This window comes from Mesorhizobium sp. M1E.F.Ca.ET.063.01.1.1, from assembly GCF_003998155.1.
Lineage (GTDB): Bacteria > Pseudomonadota > Alphaproteobacteria > Rhizobiales > Rhizobiaceae > Mesorhizobium.
Genome location: NZ_RZSC01000013.1, coordinates 1 through 26,397, shown reverse-complemented (window position 1 = coordinate 26,397; position 26,397 = coordinate 1). Strand labels below are relative to the sequence as shown.

At 64.9% G+C, this 26,397-nt stretch carries 30 protein-coding genes and 1 pseudogene; 15 read left to right on the top strand and 16 right to left on the bottom strand.

Features of this window, described 5'->3' with window-relative positions; translation table 11 throughout:
- The 5 genes and pseudogenes from EOA29_RS42750 to EOA29_RS02935 all read left to right on the top strand — a co-directional run.
- A pseudogene (locus EOA29_RS42750) lies at positions 1–85 on the top strand (3-oxoacyl-ACP reductase); the annotation flags it as partial.
- On the top strand, positions 82–1,026 hold the full coding sequence (locus tag EOA29_RS02950; RefSeq protein WP_127220193.1) for a 2-dehydro-3-deoxygalactonokinase: 945 nt from the start codon (positions 82–84) through the stop codon (positions 1,024–1,026). The pseudogene EOA29_RS42750 and the gene EOA29_RS02950, both read left to right, overlap by 4 nt.
- Positions 1,023–1,661: a 2-dehydro-3-deoxy-6-phosphogalactonate aldolase gene (locus tag EOA29_RS02945; protein ID WP_126090955.1), complete on the top strand. Its 639-nt coding sequence runs from the start codon at positions 1,023–1,025 to the stop codon at positions 1,659–1,661. Before EOA29_RS02950 ends, EOA29_RS02945 begins: the two co-directional genes overlap by 4 nt.
- Positions 1,658–2,533 (top strand): SMP-30/gluconolactonase/LRE family protein, encoded by an 876-nt coding sequence (locus EOA29_RS02940; protein ID WP_126090954.1) that lies wholly within the window; start codon positions 1,658–1,660, stop codon positions 2,531–2,533. The genes EOA29_RS02945 and EOA29_RS02940 overlap by 4 nt, the downstream gene beginning before the upstream one ends.
- A 102-nt stretch (positions 2,534–2,635) precedes the next feature.
- Positions 2,636–3,694 (top strand): D-alanine:D-lactate ligase-like protein, encoded by a 1,059-nt coding sequence (locus tag EOA29_RS02935; RefSeq protein WP_126090953.1) that lies wholly within the window; start codon positions 2,636–2,638, stop codon positions 3,692–3,694.
- 282 nt (positions 3,695–3,976) lie between these two features.
- Here the strand turns inward: EOA29_RS02935 and EOA29_RS02930 are convergent, their stop codons facing one another.
- The 6 genes from EOA29_RS02930 to dnaK all read right to left on the bottom strand — a co-directional run bounded on the left by EOA29_RS02930 (position 3,977) and on the right by dnaK (position 9,825).
- Positions 3,977–4,264, bottom strand: a complete 288-nt coding sequence (locus EOA29_RS02930) for a DUF1330 domain-containing protein (RefSeq protein WP_126090952.1) — start codon at positions 4,262–4,264, stop codon at positions 3,977–3,979.
- Between the two features lie 21 nt (positions 4,265–4,285).
- A complete protein-coding gene (pyrF, locus tag EOA29_RS02925; protein WP_126090951.1) occupies positions 4,286–4,987 on the bottom strand; it encodes an orotidine-5'-phosphate decarboxylase in 702 nt (233 codons plus the stop codon).
- Positions 4,987–5,583 (bottom strand): NADPH-dependent FMN reductase, encoded by a 597-nt coding sequence (locus EOA29_RS02920; protein ID WP_126090950.1) that lies wholly within the window; start codon positions 5,581–5,583, stop codon positions 4,987–4,989. The genes pyrF and EOA29_RS02920 overlap by 1 nt, the downstream gene beginning before the upstream one ends.
- Before the next feature lie 124 nt (positions 5,584–5,707).
- Positions 5,708–6,313: a phospholipid N-methyltransferase PmtA gene (gene pmtA, locus EOA29_RS02915; protein WP_126090949.1), complete on the bottom strand. Its 606-nt coding sequence runs from the start codon at positions 6,311–6,313 to the stop codon at positions 5,708–5,710.
- A gap of 165 nt (positions 6,314–6,478) precedes the next feature.
- Complete coding sequence (gene dnaJ / locus EOA29_RS02910) at positions 6,479–7,609, bottom strand: molecular chaperone DnaJ (protein WP_126090948.1); 1,131 nt, start codon at positions 7,607–7,609, stop codon at positions 6,479–6,481.
- 299 nt (positions 7,610–7,908) lie between these two features.
- Positions 7,909–9,825 carry a molecular chaperone DnaK gene (gene dnaK / locus EOA29_RS02905; RefSeq protein ID WP_126090947.1) on the bottom strand — a complete coding sequence of 639 codons (1,917 nt, stop codon included), beginning with the start codon at positions 9,823–9,825 and terminating at the stop codon, positions 7,909–7,911.
- Positions 9,826–10,306: 481 nt separating this feature from the next.
- Between dnaK and EOA29_RS02900 the strand changes: the two genes are divergently transcribed.
- Positions 10,307–10,927: a L,D-transpeptidase gene (locus tag EOA29_RS02900; RefSeq protein WP_126090946.1), complete on the top strand. Its 621-nt coding sequence runs from the start codon at positions 10,307–10,309 to the stop codon at positions 10,925–10,927.
- A gap of 50 nt (positions 10,928–10,977) precedes the next feature.
- Here EOA29_RS02900 and EOA29_RS02895 read toward each other — a convergent pair whose 3' ends face one another.
- The 5 genes from EOA29_RS02895 to EOA29_RS02875 all read right to left on the bottom strand — a co-directional run bounded on the left by EOA29_RS02895 (position 10,978) and on the right by EOA29_RS02875 (position 16,218).
- A complete protein-coding gene (locus EOA29_RS02895; RefSeq protein WP_126090945.1) occupies positions 10,978–11,772 on the bottom strand; it encodes an inositol monophosphatase family protein in 795 nt (264 codons plus the stop codon).
- A 136-nt stretch (positions 11,773–11,908) separates the two neighbouring features.
- Entirely contained in the window at positions 11,909–12,907 is a 999-nt protein-coding gene (locus EOA29_RS02890) for an LLM class flavin-dependent oxidoreductase (protein WP_127220192.1), read from the bottom strand.
- 3 nt (positions 12,908–12,910) lie between these two features.
- A complete protein-coding gene (locus EOA29_RS02885; protein WP_126090943.1) occupies positions 12,911–13,747 on the bottom strand; it encodes an arylamine N-acetyltransferase in 837 nt (278 codons plus the stop codon).
- Between the two features lie 86 nt (positions 13,748–13,833).
- Complete coding sequence (locus EOA29_RS02880; RefSeq protein ID WP_126090942.1) at positions 13,834–15,003, bottom strand: AI-2E family transporter; 1,170 nt, start codon at positions 15,001–15,003, stop codon at positions 13,834–13,836.
- A gap of 156 nt (positions 15,004–15,159) precedes the next feature.
- Positions 15,160–16,218, bottom strand: coding sequence for an LLM class flavin-dependent oxidoreductase (locus EOA29_RS02875; protein WP_126090941.1), 1,059 nt, complete (start codon positions 16,216–16,218; stop codon positions 15,160–15,162).
- A gap of 227 nt (positions 16,219–16,445) precedes the next feature.
- On the opposite strand from EOA29_RS02875, the gene EOA29_RS02870 reads away from it, so the two are divergent.
- Complete coding sequence (locus EOA29_RS02870; protein WP_126090940.1) at positions 16,446–16,874, top strand: DUF6481 family protein; 429 nt, start codon at positions 16,446–16,448, stop codon at positions 16,872–16,874.
- Positions 16,875–16,958: 84 nt separating this feature from the next.
- On the opposite strand, the gene sugE is transcribed toward EOA29_RS02870, so the two are convergent.
- Both sugE and EOA29_RS43735 read right to left on the bottom strand, forming a co-directional pair.
- The gene (gene sugE, locus EOA29_RS02865) at positions 16,959–17,273 is read right to left on the bottom strand and encodes a quaternary ammonium compound efflux SMR transporter SugE (protein WP_126090939.1); all 315 of its coding nucleotides are present in this window, start codon (positions 17,271–17,273) and stop codon (positions 16,959–16,961) included.
- Positions 17,274–17,467: 194 nt separating this feature from the next.
- Positions 17,468–17,593 carry a hypothetical protein gene (locus tag EOA29_RS43735; protein ID WP_082953831.1) on the bottom strand — a complete coding sequence of 42 codons (126 nt, stop codon included), beginning with the start codon at positions 17,591–17,593 and terminating at the stop codon, positions 17,468–17,470.
- Between the two features lie 256 nt (positions 17,594–17,849).
- On the opposite strand from EOA29_RS43735, the gene EOA29_RS02855 reads away from it, so the two are divergent.
- Positions 17,850–18,809 (top strand): cation diffusion facilitator family transporter, encoded by a 960-nt coding sequence (locus tag EOA29_RS02855; protein WP_126090938.1) that lies wholly within the window; start codon positions 17,850–17,852, stop codon positions 18,807–18,809.
- A gap of 34 nt (positions 18,810–18,843) precedes the next feature.
- Positions 18,844–19,248 carry a GFA family protein gene (locus tag EOA29_RS02850; RefSeq protein ID WP_126090937.1) on the top strand — a complete coding sequence of 135 codons (405 nt, stop codon included), beginning with the start codon at positions 18,844–18,846 and terminating at the stop codon, positions 19,246–19,248.
- A gap of 27 nt (positions 19,249–19,275) precedes the next feature.
- On the opposite strand, the gene EOA29_RS02845 is transcribed toward EOA29_RS02850, so the two are convergent.
- Complete coding sequence (locus EOA29_RS02845; protein ID WP_126090936.1) at positions 19,276–20,526, bottom strand: DNA recombination protein RmuC; 1,251 nt, start codon at positions 20,524–20,526, stop codon at positions 19,276–19,278.
- Between the two features lie 103 nt (positions 20,527–20,629).
- Here EOA29_RS02845 and def point away from each other — a divergent pair, with 103 nt between their 5' ends.
- From def to truA, 5 genes are all read left to right on the top strand, one after another.
- Positions 20,630–21,160: a peptide deformylase gene (gene def / locus EOA29_RS02840; protein ID WP_126090935.1), complete on the top strand. Its 531-nt coding sequence runs from the start codon at positions 20,630–20,632 to the stop codon at positions 21,158–21,160.
- A gap of 66 nt (positions 21,161–21,226) precedes the next feature.
- Positions 21,227–21,508 (top strand): plasmid stabilization protein, encoded by a 282-nt coding sequence (locus tag EOA29_RS02835; protein WP_126090934.1) that lies wholly within the window; start codon positions 21,227–21,229, stop codon positions 21,506–21,508.
- 133 nt (positions 21,509–21,641) lie between these two features.
- The gene (fmt, locus tag EOA29_RS02830; RefSeq protein WP_126090933.1) at positions 21,642–22,577 is read left to right on the top strand and encodes a methionyl-tRNA formyltransferase; all 936 of its coding nucleotides are present in this window, start codon (positions 21,642–21,644) and stop codon (positions 22,575–22,577) included.
- Positions 22,574–23,080: an N-acetyltransferase gene (locus EOA29_RS02825; RefSeq protein WP_126090932.1), complete on the top strand. Its 507-nt coding sequence runs from the start codon at positions 22,574–22,576 to the stop codon at positions 23,078–23,080. The genes fmt and EOA29_RS02825 overlap by 4 nt, the downstream gene beginning before the upstream one ends.
- 23 nt (positions 23,081–23,103) lie before the next feature.
- Positions 23,104–23,868, top strand: a complete 765-nt coding sequence (truA, locus tag EOA29_RS02820; RefSeq protein WP_126090931.1) for a tRNA pseudouridine(38-40) synthase TruA — start codon at positions 23,104–23,106, stop codon at positions 23,866–23,868.
- A 349-nt stretch (positions 23,869–24,217) separates the two neighbouring features.
- On the opposite strand, the gene EOA29_RS02810 is transcribed toward truA, so the two are convergent.
- Positions 24,218–24,823 (bottom strand): transporter, encoded by a 606-nt coding sequence (locus EOA29_RS02810; protein ID WP_126095684.1) that lies wholly within the window; start codon positions 24,821–24,823, stop codon positions 24,218–24,220.
- Between the two features lie 2 nt (positions 24,824–24,825).
- Positions 24,826–26,025, bottom strand: coding sequence for a succinyl-diaminopimelate desuccinylase (gene dapE, locus EOA29_RS02805; protein WP_126090930.1), 1,200 nt, complete (start codon positions 26,023–26,025; stop codon positions 24,826–24,828).
- Between the two features lie 116 nt (positions 26,026–26,141).
- Here dapE and EOA29_RS02800 point away from each other — a divergent pair.
- Positions 26,142–26,397 (top strand): 2-dehydropantoate 2-reductase N-terminal domain-containing protein (locus EOA29_RS02800; RefSeq protein ID WP_281061031.1); only part of this gene is annotated, 256 nt, incomplete at its 3' end.

The window sequence follows — 26,397 nt, the reverse complement described above, 5'->3', positions numbered from 1 at the left end:
CGTCGGCACGGTGCTGTTCCTGGCGTCGGACGCTTCGCGCATGCTGACGGCGCAGATGCTGATCGTCGACGGAGGCGTGCTGTGAGCGGCGCGCCCGCGGTCGCCGCCCTCGATTGGGGCACGACAAGGCTTCGGGCCTGGCTGCTCGACGGCGAAGGCCAGATGCTTGCCGAGCGGCGCGGCGACGACGGGCTGATCACCGCGCGCGAAAAAGGCTTCGCCAACGTGCTGGAGGGTCACCTTGCCGCCATGGGCGCGCCGGAGGACTTGCCCGTCATCATCTGCGGCATGGCCGGCTCCCGCCAGGGCTGGATCGAGGCGCCTTATGTCACGGTGCCGGCGCCGATCGGCGCCATCCTTGGCGAGGCCGCCCGCATAGAGGGCGAGCGCCGCGATATCCGCATCGTTCCGGGCCTCGCCCAGCGCCTGGCCGATGCGCCGGATGTCATGCGCGGAGAGGAAACCCAGCTCGCCGGCGCCGGTTTGCCGGCAAAGGGCCGCCACCTGGTCTGCATGCCCGGGACGCATTCGAAGTGGGTCGCGGTCGAGGACGGCACCGTCGCCGGCTTCGGCACCTGGCCGACCGGCGAATTGTTTTCCGTGCTGGCCACGCACTCGATCTTGAAACATTCGCTCGGCGAGCATCCGGCCCCGGTCGCTGCGGACAACCCGTTCTTCCGCCACTGGTGCAGCCAAGCGCTGGGCGAGGGCGGCGACGTCACCTCGAAACTGTTCGCGATCCGCGCCGCAGGGCTGCTGCAGGACCTGAAGTCCGACGAGGCGGCGGCCTGCCTGTCCGGACTCTTGATCGGCGGCGAGATCGCCTCGGCCAAACGCCGCTATGGTGTCAGCGAAGCGCCGGTTGTGCTGATCGCCTCCGGCGCGCTGGCTTCGCTTTACGGCGCCGCCCTGGGCCTCGCCGGTCTTGCCTTCAGGATCGTCGATGCGGATGAAGCGGTGCGCGCCGGCCTTGTCGAGGCCGCGCGCGAGAACGGCATGATTGCCAGAACCGGAGTTGCCCGATGAGTCAGACAGCCCCCTTTCCCAAGCTCAAGCGCGGGCTGGTCGCCATTCTGCGCGGCCTCCAGGCGACCGAAGCGATTGCCATCGGCCAGGCACTGTTCGACGCCGGCATCGAGGCGATCGAGGTGCCGCTCAACTCGCCTGAGCCGTTTTCGTCGATCGCCAGGATCGTGGAGGTCCTGCCGAAAACGGCCCTGGTCGGTGCCGGCACGGTGCTGACGGCCGCCGATGTCGACGCCTTGCGCGAGGCCGGCGGCCGGCTGCTGGTCAGCCCCAACATCGACGCCGAGGTCATGGGCCGCGCGAAGGACTACGGCATGGTGACGATGCCCGGCGTGTTCACACCCACTGAAGCCTTCCAGGCGATCCGGCTCGGCGCGTCGGCGCTGAAATTCTTTCCGGCGAGTGTGCTCGGCGCGTCCGGCATCGCGGCAATTCGAGCCGTGTTGCCGGCATCGACCCTGATCGGCGCCGTCGGTGGCGTTTCCGACAAGGACTTTGCCGGCTACAAGGCGGTCGGCGTCAGCGTGTTTGGTCTGGGGTCGAGCCTCTACAAGCCGGGCGCCAGCGTCGAGGACGTGGCTGAGCGCGCCCGCGCCGCGGTCGCCGTCTGGGACGAGGCATTCGGAGGGAAATGATGGACAGCGTTTCGGTCTTCAGCGATCACATCTGCCAGCTTGGCGAGGGGCCGAGCTACGATCCCGGCACCGACACCCTCTTCTGGTTCGACATCGTCAACGGCAAGCTTCTGGAAAAGCCGCTCGCCGGCGCGCTGAAGGTCCATGACCTCGGCCTGATGGCCAGCGCCATTGCCGTCATCGACGACGACCGCCAGCTGATCGCCACCGAGGTCGGCCTGCAGGTCCGCGACGTCAAGACCGGCAAGCTGACGCTGCACACGCCGATCGAGGCCGACAATCCTGCGACCCGTTCCAACGATTCCCGCGTCCATCCTTGCGGCGCCTTCTGGGTCGGCACGATGGGCAAGGACGAGGGGAAGGGCGCCGGCTCGATCTACTGGTTCTTCAAGGGCGAGCTGCGCCGGCTGTTTGCCGACATCACCGTCTCCAACTCGATCTGCTTTTCCGAGGACGGGACGATCGCCTATTACACCGACACCGCGACGGGCCTCCTGATGCGCGTCGCCTGCGATCCGGCAACCGGCCTGCCGACAGGCGAGCCGAAAGTCTTCGTCGACCACCGCTCGCAGAAAGGCTATGTCGACGGCTCCGTCGTCGACCGCGACGGCGTTCTCTGGAACGCGGTCTGGGGCGGCAAGGCGGTGAAGGCGTATTCGCCCGACGGCGCGCTGCTGCGCGAAATCCCGATGCCGGTGACGCAACCCTCCTGCTCGGCCTTCGTCGGCCAGAAGGCCGACCGCATCGCTGTGACGTCGGCCTGGAAGGGCAAGGACGAGAAGCAGCGCGCGCTCGACCCGCAGGCCGGCATGACCTTTCTTCTCGATATTCCCGTCAGGGGCCGCTTCGAGCCACGCGTGCTGATCGCCTGAGCAGTTTAGCACTGCTGTCACGCAACCGTCCGGGCCGGTCGGTTTCCCGCAAGCCGATCGCAACGGCCATGCGATGGTAGCTTGATTTCGCCGGGAGCTTCCATGCCGCGCAACGGGCCGACGCTGATCCTTGTCCACGAGCCGGAGAAGGCCTGTTTCGACAGGCTCGTCGCGGACGGCTGCCCGGCGGAACGCGCCATCGAGATATCGTCCTATCTGGCGCAGTCGACCGATCTCGCCTGCGAATTCGGCCAGCTCGCCGCCGCTTGCGAAAAGCGCGGTCTTGCCTTTTTGCCGGTCGAACTGGACGACGCGGCGGCCGTACTGGCGAAAGCCGATCCGGCCAAAACGCTCGTCTGGACACTGACCGACGGCATCGCCTATTTCCGTGGCGGCGCTTCGCCCGCGCTGGCAAGGCTGAACGGGCTGAAAACCGTCGGCGCCGACGATTCGTTGTTCGCGCTCTGCCAGGACAAGTTCCGCTCCGGCGCCGTGCTCGGCGCACTCGGCCTGCCGGTCCCGCCGGCTGGTCTGGCGCGCAACGGCGCGTGGCTGGTCGAGCCCCCGGCCTCGCCGGCCGGCTGGTTCGTCAAGCCCAACCGGCTCGGCGCCAAGATCGGCATCTGGCCGGATTCGCGCGCGGCTGATCTTGGCCATGCGCTGGAGCTTAGCCGGCGCGTCTTTGCCCATTACCGCGACGATGTCGTCGTCCAGCCCTACGTCGCCGGCCGCAATGCGCGCGCGAGCTTCCTCGGGTTGAGGCCGGAAACGGGTGTCCAGGCGCTCGGCATCGCCTTTGTGGATTCCGGCGGCGACTTCCAGACCATGGCCGACAGCCAGGCGCTCTACGGCGATACCGGCCAGGCCGCCAGGGACGCCGGCGCCTATGCGGAGCCGAAGCTTCAGCCGGTCGCCGCCAGCCAGCCGATAGCCGATCGGGCGATCCGCGCCATGGCGCAAAAGCTGATCGCCGGGCTTGGCCTGAAGGACGTCTTCTCGATCGACCTCAGGGTCGAGGCCGACGACACCATCCATCTGATCGAGTTCGAAGTCTGCCCCGGTCTGCCCTGCTTCGATTTTCGCGACTATTGCCGCAGGCAATGGGGCATGAGTTTAGCCGACGCGATGGCGGAGACGGCGGCGAACAGGCTGACGTCGTGACCTTCATGACTGACTGAGACCTAACAACTTCGTCATTCCAGGGCGAAGCAAGGAGCGAAGCGACGCGCGCAGACCCTGGAATCCATGCCGTTACCTCTGCCGTGGAGTGGAGCAGAGCAGAATTCTGGACCGTAGCGGCGCGTTGAAGTCACGGAATGGATCCTCGGGTCTGCGCTGCGTCGCTACGCTCCTTGCTCCGCCCGTGGATGACGACAAGATGGGCGTTTCGGCTAATCTGCAACGTGCCAACGCAGCCAATCAGCCACCCCTTGCCTCGACCAACTAAACCCCCTCGACCAGCACGATCTCGCCGTCAGCTACCTTCTGGCGGATGGCGACGGCGCGCTGATATTCCGGCGAGTGGTAGCACTCATGCGCCGCGGCGAGCGATTCGAACTCGATGATGACGTTGCGCGCACGGCTGGGTCCCTCGGCCTTCTCGTGCTCGCCGCCGCGCGCCAGGAATTTCACGCCGAAACGATCGAAGGCGAGCTTGGCGGCGGCGACATAATCCTTGTAGCCTTCCGGGTCGCGCACATCGACGCGAGCGATCCAATATCCCTTGGGCATTCTTTTTCTCCTGTTTGAAAATCAGGCCGACTGCATCTCGGCCAGGATCGCCTCGGCCGCCGCGCGCCGGTCGGGCGCCTTGACGATCGGCCGGCCGACGACGAGGTGGCTGGAGCCGTTGCGGATGGCCTGCGCCGGTGTCACCACGCGTTTCTGGTCGCCATGGTCGCTGCCGGCCGGCCGGATGCCGGGCGTCACCACCGCCATGTCGGGTCCGACGATCCGGCGCACTGCTTCAGCCTCCTCGGCCGAGCAGACGATGCCGCCCATGCCGGCATGCAGCGCCTGTTCGGAGCGCCTAAGCACCAGCGTGTGCGGGTCATATTCGTAGCCCGCGTCGATCATGTCCTGCTCGTCCATCGAGGTCAGCACGGTCACCGCGAGCAGGCAGAGCTCGCTGCCTTTGGCGGCCTCGACCGCCGCCTTCATCGCCTTGGGGTAGGCATGCAGCGTCAGCATCGAGACCCCCATCCTGACGATGTTCTCGACCCCCTTGGCCACTGTGTTGTCGATGTCGAGCAGCTTCATGTCGAGGAAGACCTTGGTGCCACCGCTGGCGAGCTCGCGCGCGAAATCGAGCCCGCCCGCGAAGGCGAGCTGGTAGCCGATCTTGTAGAAGCAGACGGTGCCTTCGAGCTCGCGCACCGCCTTTTCGGCCTCCTTCAGCGTCGGCACGTCGAGGCCGACGATCAGCCTGTCGCGCATGGTCTCTGCCGGATGCATCAGGCCTCGATCCGGATGGACAGCATGCGCGAGGTTTCGATCAGTGTGCGGCATAGGCGCTCCATCGATTGGTGCAGTTTCTCGTCCCGGAATTGTCCGTCCTCGGCGAACGCCTCATCCGCGTTCGACACCGAGCATTCCGGCGTGATCACGTCCATCTGGCAGCGCACCAACACCGCGCGCAGGTGGTTGATGCAGCGTATGCCGGCAAACTTGCTCTCGGAAGAGGAGCAGAGCGCCACGGGCTTGCCGTAGAGCGGCCTGAACGAGCGGCTGCCGTCGCGCCGGATCCGGCTCACCCAGTCGATCGAGTTCTTCAAGAGCGGCGGGATCGAGCCGTTATATTCCGGCGTCGCGATCAGGAGTCCGTCATGGGCGGCGATCTGATAGCCGAGCTTCACGGCATTCTCGGGGATGCCTTTTTCCTTCTCCAGGTCCTCGTCCATGATCGGCAGTGGATAGTCGCCGAGCGAGATGCGGGTCACCTCGGCGCCGTGCATGGCGAGTTCCTTCTGCGCCACGTCGGCCGTCCTGCCGCTGAAGGCACCGGTGCGGATCGAGCCGGCGAAGACGAGAATTCTTGGGATCACTGCCATCGGCCACCCGGGAGAAATAGGGGAGTAAGGGAATAGGGCAGTAGGGGAGTAGGGAAAAGTCCGGAAATCGAGCCGTTCATTCCCCCTGCTCCCCTACTGCCTTACCCCCCTACTCCCTTCTCGTCTAATGCCCTTCGCGCCGGTAGATCCAGAGCTGTGTCGGCGGGATGTTGCGGATGATGAAGTCGAAATGCTTGACCTTGTAATTGCCGCGGCCGGGCGGGATCGGCGACAGCGGGCCATAGGTCAGTTGCACGATCGGCCGGCCGGCCGGGATGCGGTCGAGCAGGCTTTCGATATAGGCGATGCGCTGGGCGACCGGGAAGTTGAGCAGCGGCACGCCGGAAACGACCGAATCGAATACCATGTCGCGCTTGTCGCCGAGCGTGGCGTCGAGGTTGAAGGCGTCGCCCTCGATGACGTTGACGCGCGGATAGAGCCTGCGCAGATGGCGCACGAAGTCGGTCGAGTATTCGATCGCGTAGAGGTTTTCCGGCTTCACGCCCTGGGCCAGGATGGCGCGGGTGATGACGCCGGTGCCCGGTCCGACCTCGAGCACCGGCAGTCCCGATTTCGGGTTGACGATCGAGGCCATCTTGCGGGCGGTGATCGAACTGGTGGGAACGATCGAGCCGACCGCTTTCGGCTTGTCGATCCAGCCTTTGAAGAACTTCAGCTCGTCGTCGAATTTTTCCGCCAGCGCTTTGCGCAACCCGGGACCACGTGCCATGCGAGCTCTCCTCAACGCTCCCCACCCGCTACTTATCAGCTAGGTGGAACAAGGCAAGGCGTCAAGCTGGCATAAGGTGTTGATGACGCTCGGGAATGCTGCCAACGCAAGTTGCCCAAAAGTGTGAGGCGGTTTTGGGATAACGACTTGCGTCAAAAAATGACGTCAGCTGTCGCCAAAGGACTCGAAAAAGTCCTTCATGCGGGCGAAGAAGCCGCTCGACTGGGGCGAGTTGTCCTTCGACGAGAGCTGCTCGAACTCTTCCAACAGTTCGCGCTGGCGGCGCGACAGGTTCTGCGGCGTTTCGACCGCCGTCTGGATGTAGAGGTCGCCGACATTGGGCTGGCGCAGCACCGGCATGCCCTTGCCCTTCAGCCGGAACTGGCGGCCGTTCTGGGTGCCTTCCGGCACTTTCACCTTGGTCTGCGTGCCGTCGAGGGTGGTGACCTCGAACGAGCCGCCAAGGGCGGCGGTCGTCATCGAGATCGGCACCTTGCAATAGAGGTCGGCGCCATCGCGCTGGAAGAATTCGTGCGGCTTGACCGCGAGGAAGATGTAGAGGTCGCCGGAAGGACCGCCGCGCAGGCCGGCCTCGCCCTCATTGGCAAGCCGGATACGGGTTCCGTCCTCGATGCCGGCGGGGATGTTGACCGACAGCGAACGCTCCTCGGTGACGCGGCCCTGTCCGGCACATTTCGCGCAGGGGTCCTTGATCGTCTGTCCGCGACCTTGGCATTGCGGGCAGGTGCGCTCGATCGAGAAGAAGCCTTGCGTGGCGCGCACCTTGCCGTGGCCATGGCACATGGCGCAGGTGACCGGCTGCGTGCCGGGCTTGGCGCCGGTCCCTGAGCATTCCGAGCAGGAAATGGAGGCCGGCACACGGATTTGCGCCGTCTTGCCGGAGAATGCCTCCTCGAGCGAGATCTCCATATTGTAGCGCAGGTCCGCCCCGCGCTCGCGGCCGCCTGACGAGCGGCGCTGGCGGCCGCCCATCATGTCGCCGAAAATGTCTTCGAAGATGTCGGCGAAACCGCCGGCGCCGAAGCCGTGCGCGGCGCCGTTCATGCCGCCCTGCTCGAAGGCGGCGTGGCCGAAACGGTCATAGGCCGCGCGCTTCTGCGGGTCCTTCAGCGTCTCGTAGGCCTCGTTGATTTCCTTGAACTTGTGCTCGCAGGCGTGGTCGCCGGGATTGCGGTCGGGATGGAACTGCATGGCGAGCTTGCGGAAAGCGCTCTTGAGCTCCTTGTCGTCGGCGCCTTTTTGCACGCCCAGGGTTTCGTAGAAATCAGCTTTCATTTTTTCCCGCGGTCCGGATGCTCAATGTCTTCAAGCATTGTTGCGTCGTTTGCCGGCACGTTGTTGGATTTAGGAGCGATGCTGCCCGGATGCTAGTAGCGAGCCCGGCTCGGCCCATGTTTTCCGTCACTTTTTCGCCCAGGGTTGCAAAAAAGCCCGGCTCTGCGCCGGGCTTTCTACAGCGCCGCGCGTCCTCTCGGACGCGCAAAGGACGCTGTAGCACTTTTGAATTGGCGCATGATCCTTTCCAAAATCGATACCGATTTTGGGGTCGTTCGCATGATCTGCCGTCGGCCGGCTCAGGCCGACTTCTTCTTGTCGTCGTCTTCGTCGATTTCCTCGAAGTCGGCGTCGACCACGTCCGAATCCTTGGCGGCATCCGCCTTGGCGTCGGCTTCGGCCGCTTCCTTCTGCGAGGCCTCGTACATGGCCTGGCCAAGCTTCATCGAAGCTTCGGCAAGTGACTGCGACTTGGCCTCGATGTCGGCTGCATCGTCGCCCTCGGCGGCGGTCTTCAGCGCCGCGATCGCGTCGGCGATCGCGGTACGGTCGGCCTCCGAGACCTTGTCGCCATACTCCTTCAGCGACTTTTCGGACGAATGCACCAGCGACTCGGCCTGGTTGCGGGCCTCGACGAGGGCACGGCGCTTCTTGTCGGCATCGGCATTGGCCTCGGCGTCCTTCACCATCTTCTCGATGTCGGCGTCGGACAGGCCACCGGACGCCTGGATGCGGATCTGGTGCTCCTTGCCGGTGCCCTTGTCCTTGGCCGAGACATTGACGATGCCGTTGGCGTCGATGTCGAAGGTGACCTCGATCTGCGGCACGCCGCGCGGGGCCGGCGGAATGCCGACCAGGTCGAACTGGCCGAGCAGCTTGTTGTCGGCCGCCATCTCGCGCTCGCCCTGGAAGACGCGGATGGTCACCGCCGACTGCGAGTCCTCGGCCGTCGAGAACACCTGGCTCTTCTTGGTCGGGATCGTGGTGTTGCGCTCGATCAGCCTGGTGAACACGCCGCCCAGCGTCTCGATGCCGAGCGACAGCGGCGTCACGTCGAGCAAGAGCACGTCCTTGACGTCGCCCTGCAGCACGCCGGCCTGGATGGCGGCGCCGAGCGCCACGACCTCATCCGGATTGACACCCTTGTGCGGCTCCTTGCCGAAGAACTGCTTCACGATCTCCTGGATCTTGGGCATGCGGGTCATGCCGCCGACCAGGACCACTTCGTCGATCTCGCCCGCCTTCAGGCCGGCGTCCTTGAGCGCCGCCTTGCAGGGGTCGATCGTGCGCTGCACGAGATCCTCGACCAGGCTCTCGAACTTCGCCCGGGTGAGCTTCATCGTCAGGTGCTTCGGCCCGGTGGCATCGGCGGTGATGAAGGGCAGGTTGATCTCGGTCTGCGTCGTCGACGACAGCTCGATCTTGGCCTTTTCGGCAGCCTCCTTCAGGCGCTGCAAAGCGAGCTTGTCGTTCTTCAGATCGATGCCTTGTTCCTTCTTGAACTCGGCCGCCAGGTACTCGACCAGGCGCATGTCGAAGTCCTCGCCGCCGAGGAAGGTGTCGCCATTGGTCGACTTCACCTCGAAGACGCCGTCGCCGATCTCGAGCACCGAAATATCGAACGTGCCGCCACCAAGGTCATAGACGGCGATGGTCTTGCCGTCCTTCTTCTCGAGGCCGTAGGCGAGCGCCGCCGCCGTCGGCTCGTTGATGATACGCAGCACCTCGAGGCCGGCGATCTTGCCGGCGTCCTTGGTCGCCTGGCGCTGGGCGTCGTTGAAATAGGCCGGAACGGTGATGACCGCCTTCTCGACCTTCTCGCCGAGATAGGCTTCCGCCGTTTCCTTCATCTTCTGCAGGATCATGGCCGAGATCTGGCTGGGCGACTGCTTCTTGCCGCCGGCCTCGACCCAGGCGTCGCCATTGTCGCCCTTGACGATCTTGTAGGGGACAAGCTTCTTGTCCTTCTCCGTCACCGGATCGTCATAGCGGCGGCCGATCAGGCGCTTGACCGCGAAGATGGTGTTTTCAGGATTGGTGACCGCCTGGCGCTTGGCCGGCTGGCCGACGAGGCGTTCGCCGTCGCTGTTGATGGCGACGATGGAAGGGGTCGTGCGCGCGCCTTCCGCATTCTCGATAACCTTGGGCTCCTTGCCGTCCATGATGGCGATACAGGAGTTGGTGGTTCCGAGGTCGATACCGATAACTTTTGCCATTGTTCTAGTCTCTCCGCTAAGCAGGCTCTCAGGACCCTGATAAGGCGTTCCGACGAAAGCCCCTGTTCACAAGAATTCCGTCACGGTCCCGGGTTTTCAAGGCCGAACGGCTGGCGCGTATATAAGAACAGGCGGCACGGCGCGCAAGCATTCTGCGCAAGGTGGCTGCCGTCCGGCAGGGGCTCGGGAAACGAGCCGGCCCGTCACCAGCCGGGGTCGATCCGGATTTGCCCTATCTCATTGCCCAGACAGGATTTTTCCCGAACGGAACATCGTCGTCATGCATCAGCCGCATGGCGGCCGGGAGAAGCTTTGCCCTGGGGGCGTGACTTTGGGTCGCGAATAAGCCTGAAAACATCTTTTGCCGCCATGTGCCGGCAATCAGCCGGCGGAGAAGATAGAACGCTTGGCAAGCGAGGCATGCGGGACTACGAATAAGGCAGGATAAGGCAGATCGCCGGCACGAGCGCCGGCTTGGATCATGCGCGCGAAATCGATCCTGATCGTGGTACTTGCCGGGATGCTCGCATTCTCCGGCTGCACCACCGGCGGTGGGTTGCAGAGTTCTCCTTTGGCCTATGGCGGCCTCACCGACGCCGGTTTCCGCATCCCGCCGGTTCCGATCTACAAGGTCGACCAGAAACTCCATCGGCAGACGGTGCCTTATGCAACCGACGAGGCGCCCGGCACCATCATTGTCGATACAGGAGCGAAATTCCTCTACTACGTGCTGGGAGACGGTCAGGCGCTGCGCTACGGCATCGGTGTCGGCAAGGCGGGCTTCGAGTGGCATGGCACCGCGCAGGTCGCGAGGAAGCGCGAATGGCCCGATTGGAGCGCGCCGTCCCAGATGATCGTGCGCGAGCGCAATCGAGGCCACATCATACCGGCCCATATGGAAGGCGGACTTATGAACCCGCTCGGCGCGCGGGCGCTCTATCTCTACAATGAGAAGGGTGACACCGGCTATCGCCTGCACGGCAGCCCTGAATGGTGGTCGATCGGCAAGGCAGTGTCGGCGGGCTGCATCCGCCTCATGAACCAGGACATCATCGATCTCTACGACCGCGCCCCGATCGGCACCAAGGTCATCGTCATTTAAGGCTCGGCCGGACTCGAATCTCGACACGCCTTGCTTTTGGTGCCGAAGGGCTAGTCTCGGAACGCCTCCGTGCAAAGCGCGCGCAGCTTCGGGAAGATGTTGCTTCCGCCAGCGATCACTTGCGTCCCCTGGCTGACGACCGTCCTCGGGTCGGGCTTCAGCACCGTGCCGCCCGCCTCTTCGACCAGAAGCATGCCGGCAAGGCAGTCCCAGGCATTCATGTGTTCCTCGACATAGCCGAGCAGCCGCCCGGCCGCGGCATAGGCGAGCATCAGCGCGCCGGAAGCGTTTCTGAAGAAGACGCCGCCTTCGGCCATGATCATGCTGATCAGCACCGCCACATGTTCCGTGGCCGCACGGTTCGAAAGCCCGGTTCCGACCGAGCCTTCGGAAAGCGAGGTGGCGGCGCTCGCCTTGATCGGCCGGCCGTTGACGAAGGCGCCGCCGCCAAGGCGGCCGTGGAAGGTCTCGCCGGTGGAAGCCTCATGGATGACGCCGACGATGGTCTCGCCGTCCTTGGCGCAGGCGATCACCACGCACCAGGCGGGAATGCCGCGCACGAAATTGGCGGTGCCGTCGATCGGGTCGATCACCCAGACATGGCCGGTCCTGCCGGTCACCGGCGCATGCTCCTCGCCGACGATGCCGTCGTCCGGATAAGCCTCGGCGATCGCCGCGCGGATGAAGAGCTCGACGTTCCGGTCGCCGTCGGAGACCAGGTCCTGATGGCCCTTGCTCTCGATGGTAAGATTTTCGAGATCGCGAAAATATCTCAGCCCAAGCTCGCCGGCGCGGCGCGCCAGATCGATGGCGAAATGCATGCGCTGGTCGAGATCGTCGGTCACGGGAAAGGCTCGCGCTTAAGGAGGGTGGCCTGCCCTTAAAGCAATTCCAGGAAAAGTGTGAAACGGTTTTCCGTCCGGAATTGCGTAAAAACAAACAGCTGGCAGACGAGTGTGTCAGGCAAAGCCAGTGAGTCGGTCAGGCGGCTTGCGACATCGACTTGTGGACGTCGGACAGAATCTCGAAGGAGCGCACCCTTGCCGCGTGGTCGAACATCTGCGCCGTCACCATCAATTCGTCGGCGCCGGTGCGGCGCACGAAGGCGTCGATGCCCTGGCGGACCGTTTCCGGCGAACCGACGACGGCGCAGGACAGCGCCTGGGAAAGCATGCTCTTCGCCACCGGATCGAGGTCGCGGTCATAGTTTTCGACCGGCGGCGGCAGTTGCCCGGGCCGGCCGCTGCGCAGATTGACGAAAGCCTGCTGCAGCGAGCTGAACAGCAGCCGCGCCTCGGCGTCGGTGGGTGCTGCGAAGACATTGATGCCGAGCATCACATAGGGCTTGTCGAGCTGGGCCGAGGGCTGGAAGCGGGTCCGATAAACCTCCAGCGCGTGGTCGAGTTCGGCCGGCGCGAAATGCGAGGCGAACGCATAGGGCAGGCCAAGGAGCGCCGCGAGCTGCGCGCCGTAGAGGCTGGAACCGAGGATCCAGACTGGCACGTCCTGGCCTTCGCCGGGCACCGCGCGGATGCGCTGGCCTTCCTCGGCCGGCTGGAAATAGCCCATCAGCTCGACCACGTCCTGGGGGAAGTTGTCGCTGGCTTCCAGATTGCGGCGCAGCGCCCGCGCCGTCATCACGTCGGTGCCTGGCGCGCGGCCGAGGCCGAGGTCGATGCGGCCCGGAAAAAGCGCGTTGAGCGTGCCGAACTGCTCGGCAATCACCAGCGGCGCATGGTTGGGCAGCATGATGCCGCCGGCGCCGACGCGGATCGTCCTGGTGCCGCCGGCGACATGCGCGATGACAACGGAAGTCGCCGCGCTTGCAATGCCCGGCATGTTGTGGTGGTCGGCGAGCCAATAGCGCTTGTAGCCCAGCCGCTCGGCATGGCGGGCAAGGTCGAGCGAGTTGGCCAGCGACTGAGAGGCATTGCTGCCGAGGGTTATCGGCGACAGGTCGAGAACCGAAAGGGCTGTCATAGATCAGGTCTCCATGATGTTTTTCTGCAGCAGCCTGGCCTCGAAGGCGGCGCGGTCGGGAATGACGATGGCGAGCTGGTTCTCCAGCACTTCGGCGAGCTCGGCGGCGCTCGCGATCTCCCGCTGCTCGGTGCGGCCGCCGAGATGATGGGTCGACAGCCGGTTGTTGCGCAGCGCGTAGCGCCTGTCGGGCAGGGCGCGCGCCGCGACCAGGGTCGACAGGAAATGCGAGGTCGGATGCGTCGACAGGAAATGGCTGCTCACCTGATAGTCGACCTCGTAGGCATGCTGCATGTCGAAGCGGTAGAGCGTGCGCCAATCGCCGCCGATGCTGGCGCTGCCGATATTGGCCTGCAGGCGAAAATGATCGGCGCCCTCGACGATGCGGAACGTCTCGTGCGGCGTCCGCTGTTCGAGATCCGGCTCCAGCAGCAGCGGTGCCGTCAGCGTCAGGCCGCCGAAGCCCACATCGGCGATGTAGATTTTGCCGTCGAGATCGACGCGCAGCAGCATGTGGCTGCGCGCCGTGACGGCGTCGTCCGGCTGGCCCCAGAGCACGCGGGCGGCGAGCCCGCTCACATTGAAGCCCAGCGCTCCAAGCGCGTGCATGAAGATCAGATTGTGCTCGAAGCAGTAGCCGCCGCGGCCGCGCCGGAAGATCTTGTCCTGCAGCGAAGCCGGATCGAGCCCGACCGAGACGCCCATCAGCGCATCGATGTTCTCGAACGGGATCGCCTGCGGATGAGCCAAATGCAGCGACCGCAGCGTGACGAGCGAGCTGTCGGTCGGCCCGCCATAGCCGATGCGGGCGAAATAGGCGTCGAGATCGAAGTCGCTCATCAAGGCAGGTCCGGCATGACCGGCCCGATATAGGCACTCCCCGCCGAGGCCGCAAACGATGGACCACGCCTCGGATCGGGACTGGCCTAGCCTGCGGCCTTGTGATCGTTCTCGGCCGGCTCGTCGTCGATGACGAAGGTCTGCTGCGCCGCCAGGAAATTGCCGACATGGCTGAGGCCGTCGAAATGGTCGCAGAACACCTTGATGACCACCAGCAGCGGCACCGCCATCAGCGCGCCGACGAAACCCCACAGCCACGACCAGAAGGCGATGGCGATGAAGATCGCCACCGCGTTGATCTCGAGCCGCCGGCCGACCACCGTCGGGGTCACGAACTGGCCCTCGACGATATCGCACAACAGCACGAAGGCTGGCGCCAGCAGCGCGTAGGAGATCGTATCGAAGCTGATCAGCGCGATGACCATCACCAGGAGGATGGTCATCAGCGCGCCGACATAGGGCAGGAAATTGAGCAGCGCCGCGGCCGCGCCCCAGACCAGTGGGTTCGGCATGCCGAGCCCCCACAGGCCAAGCCCGATCACCGTGCCGAGGCCGGCATTGATGACCGTGACGGTGAGCAAATAGTGCGAGATCTCGCTCTCGACGTCATAGACGACGCGCAGCGCCCGCTTCTTCTGGCTGAGGCTGGTGAAGGACTGGACGATCTTCTCGTAGAACAGGGTGCCTGAGGCGAGCAGGAACAGCGACAGCACGAAGACGATGGTGATGCTGGTGCCTGCCCCTAGGATATTGCCGGCTGCGGTGGGTAGGATGCCCGACGACGCCACCGCGACCTTCTGCACGCCCGGTTCCTGCGAGGTCTCGGTCAGCGCTTCCAACTGGCGCGAGATATCGATAGCCCTTTCCAGCGGCCGCTTGAACGGCGCCAGCCGCTCGGTGAGCTGCTGGCCGATCGACGAGGTGTTGTTGATGAGGTCGATGACCGGGCCGCTGAGCAGATAACCGGCGCTGGCGACGAAGAAGACGGAGAGCAGCACCAGCAGCGTCGCGGACAGCGCGTCGGGAATGCCGTGCTTGCGCAGGAAGCGCACGATCGGGGTCAGCGTCAGCGCCAGCAGGAAGGCGAGGATGACCGGCATGAAGAAAGCGCGGGCGAAATAGAGCGCGAATACCGTCAATAGAATGAAGATGCCGATCAGCAGCGATCGCATCAGCCGCAATTCGGCGCGGGCGCCGGTCGGCGGATCGACGCTCTCGGCAACGCTCGCGCCCGAAGCGGTCGTTTCGGCTTTCATCAGTTTCCCGTCGAGCACCGCTACCGGTGCAATCGTCGAGAAAAACGTGTCCGCCGCACCAAGGTTCCGTTAGAGCAATTCCAGGAAAAGTGTGAGGCGGTTTTCCGTCCGGAATTGCGTTAAAACAAAGAGATAGAGCCTTCGTCGGCGGTGTCTTCAGGCGGGCGCCGCTGCGGTGGGCGTGGCCTTCGCCGTCTCCTTGCGCACGATCGGCGCCACTCTGGTGCCGTAGAGCTCGATCGCCTTCATGATCTTGGCATGCGGCATGGCGCCGATGGCCATCTGCAGCAGGAAGCGGTCGTTGCCGAAGATGTTGTGCTGGGCGACGATCTTTTCCGCCACAGCTTCAGGATTGCCGACGAACAGGGCGCCGCTTGGACCCCGCGCGTGGTCGAAATGCGCCCGCGAGGTCGGTCCCCAGCCGCGCTCGCGGCCGATCCGGTTCATCACCTCGGCCTGCGGTGCGTAGAAATCGTCGGCCGCCTTCTCCGTGGTCTCGGCGATGAAGCCGTGCACGTTGAGGCTGGTGGCAAGCGAGGCCGGGTCGTTGCCGGCCCGCCTTGCCGCCTCCCGATAGATTTCGAACAGCGGCGCGAAACGGGCCGGCTCGCCGCCGATGATGGCAAGCGCAAGCGGCAGGCCGAGCGCGCCGGCCCGTGCCGCCGACTGCGGCGTGCCGCCGATCGCGATCCAGATCGGCAATTTTTCCTGGAAGGGCCGCGGATAGACGCCGCGGCCGTTGATCGGCGCGCGCAGCTTGCCCTGCCACGTCACCTTCACCTGGTCGCGGATGGCGAGCAGGAGATCGAGCTTCTCGGCGAAGAGCTCGTCATAGTCCTCGAGATTGTAGCCGAACAGCGGGAAGGATTCGATGAAGGAGCCGCGCCCGGCCATGATCTCGGCGCGGCCGCTGGACAAAAGATCGAGCGTCGCGAACTGCTGGAAGACGCGCACCGGATCGTCGGAAGAGAGCACGGTGACCGCGCTGGTGAGCTTGATGCGCTTCGTCCGCTCCGCGGCTGCCGCGAGTGCCACGACCGGCGCCGAAGCAGCATAGTCGGGGCGGTGATGTTCGCCGAGGCCGAACACGTCGAGACCGACCTGGTCGGCCAGTTCGACCTCCTCGATCAGATTGCGCAGCCGTTCGTGCGGTCCGATGGCGCCGGGGCCCGGTTCCGGGCTGACATCCGCGAAAGTGTAGAGGCCGAGTTCCATTTCGATTGCATCCTGATGAGGTGTTCGAGCGTTGATTGTCGGCGCAAGACGTAGCGATCGGCCTTGCCGCCCGCCAGAGGCGCGATTTGTGAACAGTGCATCGCGCCGCGGTGACGTATCCCGGCGGCAACAGCTCAGATTTTCATGGCTGGCATACCGTTTTGGCGCTTGAACTCATCGCTTTCGCGCGTATGTAAGCGTCGCGAATTGACTGCAGGGAAGTGGATTTGGCTATCTACAGGGAAAAAGACATATTCGAGCGGCGCAACGCCGCGAACGAGGCAAAGAAGGCGCTCCTGGAGCGTTTCAAGGCAAAGCCGGCAGCAGATGATCCAGCGGTGCTGGCGCGTCAGGCGGAGCGTAAGGCGATCCTCGAGGCCCGCGCGATCCGCGAGGCCGAGAAGGCCAGGCTGAAGCAGGAAAAGCTGGCGCGCGAAGCAGCCGAGAAGGCCGAGCGCGAGGCAGCCGCGGAAGCGGCTCGTCGTGCCGCCGAAGAGGCGGCGGCGGCCGAGGCGAAGATCCGCGAAGCCGAGGAGACCGAACGCATCGCCCGCGTGCTCGCCGAAGAGGCCGAGCGCAAGGCCAAGCGCGACGCACGCTACGCCGCCCGCAAGGCGCGTGTCGGCAGGACGCCTCCGGGCTTCTCCGCCCGCTAAGGCGTACGCGCCCGGAATATAGTTTCGTTCGAAGATGCTTCAGGGTCGCCAGTGGCGGCCCTGAAGGCGTTTGTGCTGGACGCGTCAGGCGACGAGCTTCAGCCCGACAATGCCGCAGACGATCAGGCCGATGCAGGAAAGCCGGACCGCGGTCGCAGGCTCGCCGAGCAGCCATATGCCGAGCAAGGCCGTGCCGACGGTGCCGATGCCTGTCCAGACCGCATAGGCGGTGCCGACGGGCAATGTCTTCAGCGCCAACCCGAGCAGGCCGAGACTGACGATCATCGAGGCGACGGTGAGCCCGGTCGGCAGCGGTTTCGAGAAGCCATCGGTGTATTTGAGGCCGATGGCCCAGCCGATCTCGAACAGGCCGGCGAAAAAAAGAAGAACCCAGGACATCGCAAACGCTCCCTCATCCGGCATCGCTGTCCGATGCCTGAGGTGGCGGGTCGTCCCGGCCGGTTTTCGGGAAGCGAGGTCGTCCTCGCCGCACTGATATAGTGAGCTCCGCTCCCCGATCAACAAAACACCGGCAGCATTCGGCATGCCGCCGGTTCAGGTTTCACTCGAGACGGATCGGCCGCGCCGGCGGTCTACTTCTCCTTGATGCGCATCGCCTTGACCGGCGGCGCCTTCGGAGCCGGGGCCGCGGCTGGTTTCTTCGCGTCCTTCTTCGGCTTGCGGGGTTCCTTGCCCGCCTTCATCGCACCTTTAGCCATGATTCGCTCCTCCGATTTGTGGGCGCCTCAAGTGAAACAAGAGAAGCGCCGGATCGCAAGAGGCCGTTTGACGCTTCGAAGCCGGCTTCCCGGATGTCAACCGTTTTCCCTTGATCCGCCGGCCCCGAAACAGGTTTCGGCAGTTGGTCCGGCTGTGCGTCACTCTCCTTGAACCTCGGAGCCATTGGCGCATTGTCTGTGGAGCTTCGGTCGGCAGGTCGTTAAGCTCGGCGCTCCAAAGAGGATCGGGAAGCGGATGGCAGGGCACAGCGGCTCGAAAAGGGTGATCTACGCCGCGCTCGCCGGCAACCTCGCGATCGCGCTGACCAAGTTCGCCGCGGCATTCTTCACCGGCTCTTCCGCCATGCTGTCGGAAGGTGTGCATTCGCTGGTCGACACCGGCAACGGCGCGCTTCTGCTCTACGGCATGCGTCGCGCCGCACGCCCACCCGACCGCAAGCATCCGCTCGGCCACGGGCGCGAGCTCTATTTCTGGAGCTTCATCGTCGCGCTCCTGGTGTTCGCGCTCGGCTCCGGCGTGTCCTTCTACGAGGGCATCATCCACATCATGGCGCCCGAGCCGGTCGTCAACGCCAAGGTCAACTACATCGTGCTTGGCCTGTCCTTTTTGTTCGAAGGCAGTTCCTGGCTGGTGGCGCTGAAGGAGTTCCGCCAGCAGAAGGGCAAGCAGGGCTGGTTCCAGGCGGTGCGCCGCAGCAAGGACCCGAGCGTCTACACGGTGCTGTTCGAGGACAGCGCGGCACTGCTCGGCTTGATCGTCGCCTTCGCCGGCATCCTGTCTGCCGAGCTCCTGGAGATCCCCGAACTCGACGGCGCCGGCTCGATCGGCATCGCGATCATCCTTGGCGCCACCGCGATCTTCCTGGCGCGCGAGAGCAAGGGCCTGCTCCTCGGCGAGCCCGCTTCGCCCGAGGTGCAGCGCAAGGTTCTGGCGATCGCTGAGGAAGATCCGGCAGTCCAGCGGGCGAACGGCATATTGAGCGTTCACATCGGCCCGCAAGAGATCGTCGCCGGCTTGAGCATCGAATTCGAGGACCATCTGACCGCGCCCGAGATCGAGGCCTGCGTCGAGCGGCTGGAGGCGCGGTTGAGGAAAGAGATGCCGGAAATCATCAAGCTGTTCGTCAAGCCGCAGGCGACTGGCACATGGGAGCGCAGGCGCAAGGCTATCGCCGAGGCCTCCGAAGAGGATTAGGTTTGAGCGAAGTAACCTTTGGGGAGTAAGCCCGATGAAGATCGACGGCGGGTGCCATTGCGGCGCCATCACCTATGAGGCGGAGGTCGACCCGGAAAAGACCTCGATCTGCCACTGCACGGACTGCCAGCAACTCACCGGCACGGCTTTTCGCGTCACCGTACGGGTGCCTGAAGAAGATTACCGCATCACCAAGGGCGAGCCCAAGGTCTACATCAAGACCGGGTCGAGCGGCGCCAAGCGGGCGCAGGGCTTTTGCGGCGATTGCGGTTCGCACCTATACGCGACATCGGTCGGCGACGGGCCGAAGGTCTATGGCGTCAGGACAGGCACGGCGCGCCAGCGCGACCAGCTGGTGCCGAGGACGCAATACTGGCATCGCTCGGCGCTGCACTGGCTGCCGGAATTCGAGGGCACAAGGGTGGTCGAGGAGCAGTAGGGATCGAGACCTCGGCGAGAGGCGAGACTACTCGCCGTCTTCGACGACCCTGAGCCGCAATTGGCCTGTCTTGGAATCGGCCACGCGCGCGCCGCCTTCGACCTTGGCCGGGCCGCGCGGCGGTTCGGCTTCGCCCTCGCCGAACTCCAGCGCCTCGATCTTCTGGCCGCGCTTGGTGACTTTCGACGTCGAGACGAGGATGTCGTCGATATCCTTGGCCGCCTGGCCGAAATGCGTCTGCAGCCGGCGCACGCGCTCGTCGACGCGCGCCACGTCTTCCATCAGGCGGATGACCTCGCCCTGGATCAGATGCGCCTGCTCGCGCATGCGCGCGTCCTTCAGAATCGCCTGGATGACCTGGATCGACAGCATCAGCAGCGAAGGCGAGACGATGACGACGCGGGCGCGATGTGCCTTCTGCACCACCGCCTCGAAATTCTCGTGGATCTCGGCGAATACCGATTCCGACGGCACGAACATGAAGGCGGTGTCCTGCGTCTCGCCCTGGATCAGGTATTTCTCGGCGATATCGCGGATATGCACCTCGATGTCGCGCCGGAACGCCTGCGCCGCCGCCTTCTGCATGTCGGCGCCCTCGGCGGCGCGGATGGCATTCCAGGCTTCCAGCGGAAACTTGGCGTCGATGGCAAGCATCGGCGCGCCGTTGGGCATCCGCACCAGGCAGTCGGGCCGGCTGCCGTTGGACAGGCCCGCCTGGAACTCGTAGGCGCCGTGCGGCAGGCCGTCGGCGATGATCGCCTCCATGCGCGACTGGCCGAAGGCGCCGCGTGTCTGCTTGTTGGAGAGGATCGCCTGCAACTGCACGACCTGGCCGGCTAAAGACTGGATGTTGCCCTGCGCCGTATCGATCACCGCCAGCCGCTCCTGCAGCTTGGCCAGGCTCTCATGCGTCGACTTGGTCTGCTCGGCCATGGTCTGGCCAAGGCGGCCGGTCATCGCGTCGAGCCTCTGGCCGAGCGACTGGGTGAGTTCCGCCTGCCTGGCGCCGAACACTTCGGCGATCGCGCCCATGCGGCCTTGCATCTCGGCCTGCGCCTGCAGGATGTCGGCCATGCGGGCCTCGGTGTCACGCGCATGGTCGGCCGCTTCGGCCGCCGCCTCCGCGCGCGCCTTGCCCGCGCGCCACAAGGCGACAATGAGCGCCAGGAACAATACCAGCAGCACAACCGCGCCGAAACCGAGCGCTTCACCGAGCGTGATCGTGGTGGCGCCGAGCCGCGCGACCGGTTGCGAAAGGATCGAGGTCATGTCGTTCATGCGGGCAGCATAGCCGATTCGGCCCGCTGAAACAGATCAAAACGTGAACAGGTCGCAGCCGCCCCCGTTGACGCTTTTCCAACGACGTCTTAGGTGAGACGCCATGTCGATCAAGCCGCTCATCATCCTTCCCGATCCCATCCTGCGCCAGGTTTCCAAACCGGTCGAGCGCGTTGACGGCGATTTGCGCAAGCTCGCCGACGACATGCTGGAGACCATGTATGACGCGCCGGGGATCGGGCTGGCCGCGATCCAGGTCGGCGAGCCGCGGCGCTTGCTGGTCATCGACCTCGCCAAGGAAGGTGAGCCGCCCGCGCCGCATGTCTTCATCAATCCGGAAATCCTCGTAAGCTCGGACCAGCGCTCGGTCTATGAGGAAGGCTGCCTGTCGATCCCCGACTACTACGCCGAGGTCGAGCGCCCCGCCGCCGTGCGCGTGAAATATCTCGATCGCGACGGCAAGCTGCAGGAGATTGAGGCCGAAGGCCTGATGGCGACCTGCCTGCAGCACGAGATCGACCATCTCAACGGCGTGCTGTTCATCGACCACATCTCGAAGCTGAAGCGCGACATGGTGGTGAAGAAATTCAAGAAGCTCGCCAGGGAGAAAGCGCCGGGCAAGATGGTGGGCTAGCAGCCCTGCCGGCTTGGGCAGCTTGCCTCAACTATGATATCAACGATATCAGATTTGGAGGCTCTGATGGGCGACATGTTGATCAGAAACATTCCCGAGCCTTTGAAGCGGGAGATCGAGCAGGCGGCGCGAAGCGCTGGCCAGAGCCTGTCCGGCAAGGCGATCGATCTTCTGCGCAGGGGCATAGTCGACGACAGGAAGCCGAAGTCGGATCTTTCCGCCTGGGACGCCGTTCGCTCAGCCTTCGCGGCCGAGAATGCGATCGATGATGAGTTTGCCGGGATATTGGACAAGATCGAAGCGGAACGAAAACGCGATTTCGGCCGTCGGCTCGAGGACTTCGATTGATCGTCCTCGATACCAACATCATCTCTGAAGCAAGCAATGCCGGGGACCCACAACGTCCGGGACTTCGCCGGGCTTGACCTGAAGCTCGTAAATCCGTTTGAAGCGGACGCCTGAAAATAGGATTGCGGGAAAAATGCCCCTTCGCGTCATCTTCATGGGCACGCCGGATTTTTCTGTGCCGACGCTACGCGCCATCGCCGAGGCCGGCCACGAGATCGCGGCCGTCTACACGCAGCCGCCGCGCGCCGCCGGCCGGCGCGGGCTGGAACTGACGCCCTCGCCGGTGCAGCGCGAGGCGGAGCGGCTCGGCCTCGAGGTGCGGACGCCGACGTCGCTGAAAGGCGAGGCCGAGCAGCAGGCTTTTGCCGCCTTGCGGGCCGATGTCGCCGTGGTCGTCGCCTATGGCCTGCTCCTGCCGAAGCCGGTTTTGGAGGCAACCAGGCTTGGCTGCCTCAACGGTCACGCCTCACTTTTGCCGCGTTGGCGCGGTGCTGCTCCCATCCAGCGCGCCATCATGGCTGGCGATGCCGAGACCGGCATGATGGTGATGCGCATGGAAGAAGGTTTGGACACCGGTCCGGTGGCATTGGTTGAAAAATGCGCCATCGGACCCGATATGACCGCCGGCGAGCTGCATGACCGCCTGATGGCTCAAGGCGCCTCGCTGATGGTGCAAGCGCTCGCGCAGTTGGGGATAAATTGTCTGACATTTACCCAACAGGCGACGGAAGGGGTGACCTACGCCCGAAAAATCGATAAATCGGAGACACGCGTAGACTGGACGCGGCCTGCCGGCGAAGTCCACAATCACATCCGCGGCCTCTCGCCCTTTCCGGGCGCGTGGTGCGAGGTCGAAATTGGCGGCCGCATGGAGCGGCTGAAACTGCTTCGCTCGACGCTTTCCGATGGCGTCGGCGAGTCGGGAGGAATTCTCGATGACCGGCTGACGGTCGCCTGCGGGTCAGGCGCGGTCAGGCTGGTCGAAGTTCAACGGGCGGGCGGAAGGCCCGCCGCCGCGCAGGAGTTTCTGCGCGGGGCCAAGATCGAAAAAGGAACGAAACTCAAATGAGCATGATGTCGATACGCGCGGCGACGCCGCGGGATCGCGAGGCGATCCGCCTCGTCGAAGAGCATGCCTTCGGCCAGCGGGCCGAGGCCGGCCTGGTCGACGCGCTGGTCGCCGGCGGCGACACCGTCGTCGAGCTGGTTGCGGAAGAGGACGGCCAGGTCGTCGGCCATATCCTGTTTTCCAGGCTTTTCGTGCAGAACGGCGGCAAGCGCTTCCCGGCGCTGGCGCTGGCGCCGCTGGCGGTCGAGCCGTCCTTCCATGGCACAGGCATTGGCGGCGCGCTGATCCGCGAGGCGCATGTCCGCCTCAAGGAGGCCGGTGAGACGCTGGCCGTGGTGCTCGGCGATCCGGCCTATTACGGCCGCTTCGGTTACACCCATGCCCGCGCCGAAAGGTTCGAGAGCGAGTACCAGGGCGAAGCGCTGCAGGCCCTTGCCTGGGGCGACGCGCCCGAGACCGGCAAGCTGGTCTACGCTTCGGCCTTCACCGCGCTCGCTGCTTAGGCGAGGACCAAAGTAGATCTGGCATGCCGCGTTTTCGGCTCGATATCGAATATGACGGCAGCCAATTCGCCGGCTGGCAGCATCAGGCGGACCAGCCTTCGGTGCAGCAGGCGATTGAGCAGGCGATCGCAAGGTTCTGCGGCGAAGAGGTAAGACTGCGTGCCGCCGGCCGCACCGATGCCGGCGTGCACGCCACCGCCCAGGTGGCGCATGTCGATCTCGCCAAAGCCTGGGCGGGCGACAAGGTGCGCGATGCCCTCAACGCCCATCTGCAGGCGGCCGGCGCGCGCATCGCCATCCTCAAGGCGGGGGTCGTCGCAGACGATTTCGACGCGCGTTTTTCGGCCACAGGCCGCCACTATCTCTACCGCATCCTCAACCGTCGCGCGCCTTCCGCGCTGGAAAAGGGCAAGGTCTGGTGGGTGCCGAAGCGACTCGACGCCGCGGCCATGCACGAGGCGGCGAAGGTGCTGCTCGGGCGGCACGATTTCACCACCTTCCGCTCCACCCAGTGCCAGGCCGAGAGCCCGGTCCGAACGCTGGCGCGTCTCGACGTCAGCCGCGTCGGCGATCTCATCGAGGTGCGGACCTCGGCGCGCTCCTTCCTGCACAACCAGGTGCGCTCGATGGTTGGGTCGCTCAGGCGTGTCGGCGACGGCTCCTGGAGCGCCGCCGATCTCAAGGCGGCGCTCGAAGCGCGCGATCGCGCCGCCTGCGGCCAGGTGGCGCCGCCGGATGGGCTGTTTCTCGTCGGGGTGGACTATCCGGAGACGGACACGGCTGGGTGAAACATCGGTTTCGCGGCCGATGACGCCGGTCAATAGCGTGAGCATTCCTGCTTATGCTGGAGGGAGGTGGCCAATTGTCTGCGTCGACGCCGCCCCTCATCCCCCTACCGGCACCTTCTCCCCGTAAAGTGACTGGGACAAGGAGGCTGCCCGCGGCCTCGGCACCCCTTTCTTGCAACGCTGGAGACTGGCGAAACCGGCGATGAGAGCGCCCCTCTCCCCGTCACGATACGGGGAGAGGATGCCGGCAGGCAGGTGAGGGGCGGCGCCAAACGTCGGACGGGTAAGGACGAGGGCGGAATTCAAATCTGAAGCAATGACACGGATCGAAAAATGTTGGTTCGAGGGATCAGCCCGTCGTGCCGTTCGGAATGTCGATGCCGAGCAGCGCCTGCAGCCCGAACAGGACGATCAGCGAGGCCACGAACATGCCGACGAACACCGCGGTGCCGACGGCAGCTCCCTTGCCGATCGCCGCGTTGGTCATGCGCCAGGTCAGCACCATCGATAGCGCGAACAGAAGCAGCGAGACCAGTCCGCTGACCTCGTTGGTCGAAGGCAGGAAGAGCCTGAGCAATGCCGAAGGCAGCATCAGCCAGGCAATGATCGCGGAGGCCCAGTTGGAGGCGACGACGTAGTGGACGAAGCGGCCGCCGATGCCGGCGCGCGGCGCGACCAGCGCAAGCGCCACCAGCGGCAGCACCCAGGAGCCGATATCAACCGCAGCCAGTCTCAGAAGCATGCCGAGGCGGCCGGCGAATGCGTTCGGATCGCCGATCTCGTTGGCGATGCCGACCCAGCCGACGATCAGCGCAGGCAACGCTACGACGATACCGAAGAAGGAGTTCCAGAAACCGTCCGCCGACAGATCGAGCATGCGCAGCCCGTCGGCCTTGCCGAACATCAGCCGCCAGGCGCCGGCCAGCGAAGCGTAGGTTTCGTCTGCCGAAAGCATGGTCACGCGAGGCCCTGTCCGAACCAGTCTTCGATGAAACGTTCGTAGATTTGGGTCAGCGTCTCGAGGTCGGCAAGCGCCACGCGCTCGTCGACCATGTGCATGGTCTTTCCGACCAGGCCGAACTCGACCACCGGGCAGTAATCCTTGATGAAGCGTGCATCCGACGTGCCGCCGGAGGTCGAAAGCGCCGGCGTCTTGCCGACCACGGCCGCAACCGACGTGCTCAGCGTGTCGATCAGCTTTTCGTCGCGGGTGAGGAAGACATGGCTTGGCCGGTCGCGCCAGACAAGCTCATAGTCAACCGGCGTCTTCTTGCCCGGCCGGTATTTCTTGCGCCCGGCCGCCCGGTCGAGGCGATTGTGGATCTCGGCCTGGATCGTTTCGGCATCCCAAGCGTCGTTGAAGCGGATGTTGAACGTGGCGGTGGCCTTGGCCGGGATGACGTTGGTCGCCGGATTGCCGACATCGATCGACGTCACTTCCAGATTGGTCGGCTGGAAATCCTTCGTTCCCTTGTCGAACACCGGATGGAGCAGCGCGTCGACCAGGCCCATCAGTCCGCGCACCGGGTTGTCGGCAAGCTGCGGATAGGCGGCGTGGCCCTGGCGGCCATTGACGATGACGCTGCCGGAGAGCGAGCCGCGCCGGCCGATCTTGATCATGTCGCCGAGCGTGTCCGGATTGGTCGGCTCGCCGACGATCGAGGCGTCCCATTTCTCGCCCTTGGCGGCCGCCCAATCGAGGAGCTTCGTCGTGCCGTTGATGGCCGGGCCCTCCTCGTCGCCGGTGATCAGCAGCGACACCGAGCCTTTCGGCCCGCCATTCTTGTCGATATGGCGCGCCACCGCGGCGATGAAGCAGGCGATGCCGCCCTTCATGTCGACAGCGCCGCGCCCGTACATCTCGCCATTGGCGATCTCGGCGGCAAAGGGCGGATGCGTCCAGGCCGCCTCGTCGCCGACCGGCACGACGTCGGTATGGCCGGCAAACATCAGATGCGGGCCGTTGCCCGAGCGGCGCGCATAGAGGTTTTCGATGTCCGGCGTGCCGTCTTCCGAGAAGACCGGCCGCTCGACCGAGAAGCCGAGCGGCTTCAGCATGTCCTCCAGCGTCCGCAACGCGCCGCCCTCGGCGGGCGTCACGGAAGGGCAGCGGATCAGGGCGGCAAGGTTCCGGGCGGGGTCGGTCGGCAATTTCATGGGCAAAGCGATAGTCGAAAGCAGTAGGTCTGTCACGCCGGCAGATGATCGTCGGCCATGCCGCCGACAATATGGTTGTCATGTCGTATAGTTGCGAGCCAGGAGGGGGTGATCGCATGGCCAATGCAGCAAAGACGATCGCGATTGCCGGCGCCGGCAGCATCGGCTGCTATGTCGGCGGCTGCCTGGCGCTCGCCGGGCGAAAGGTGAATTTCCTGGGACGCGGCCGCATCGTCGAGGCCATGCGCAAGGATGGGCTTCGGATCAGCGATCTCGACGGCCGCGATCGCCGCATTGACCCCGAGGCGCTCGCGGTCACCGACGATCCCGCGATGGCGCTGCGCAACGCCAATATCGTTCTCGTCTCGGTGA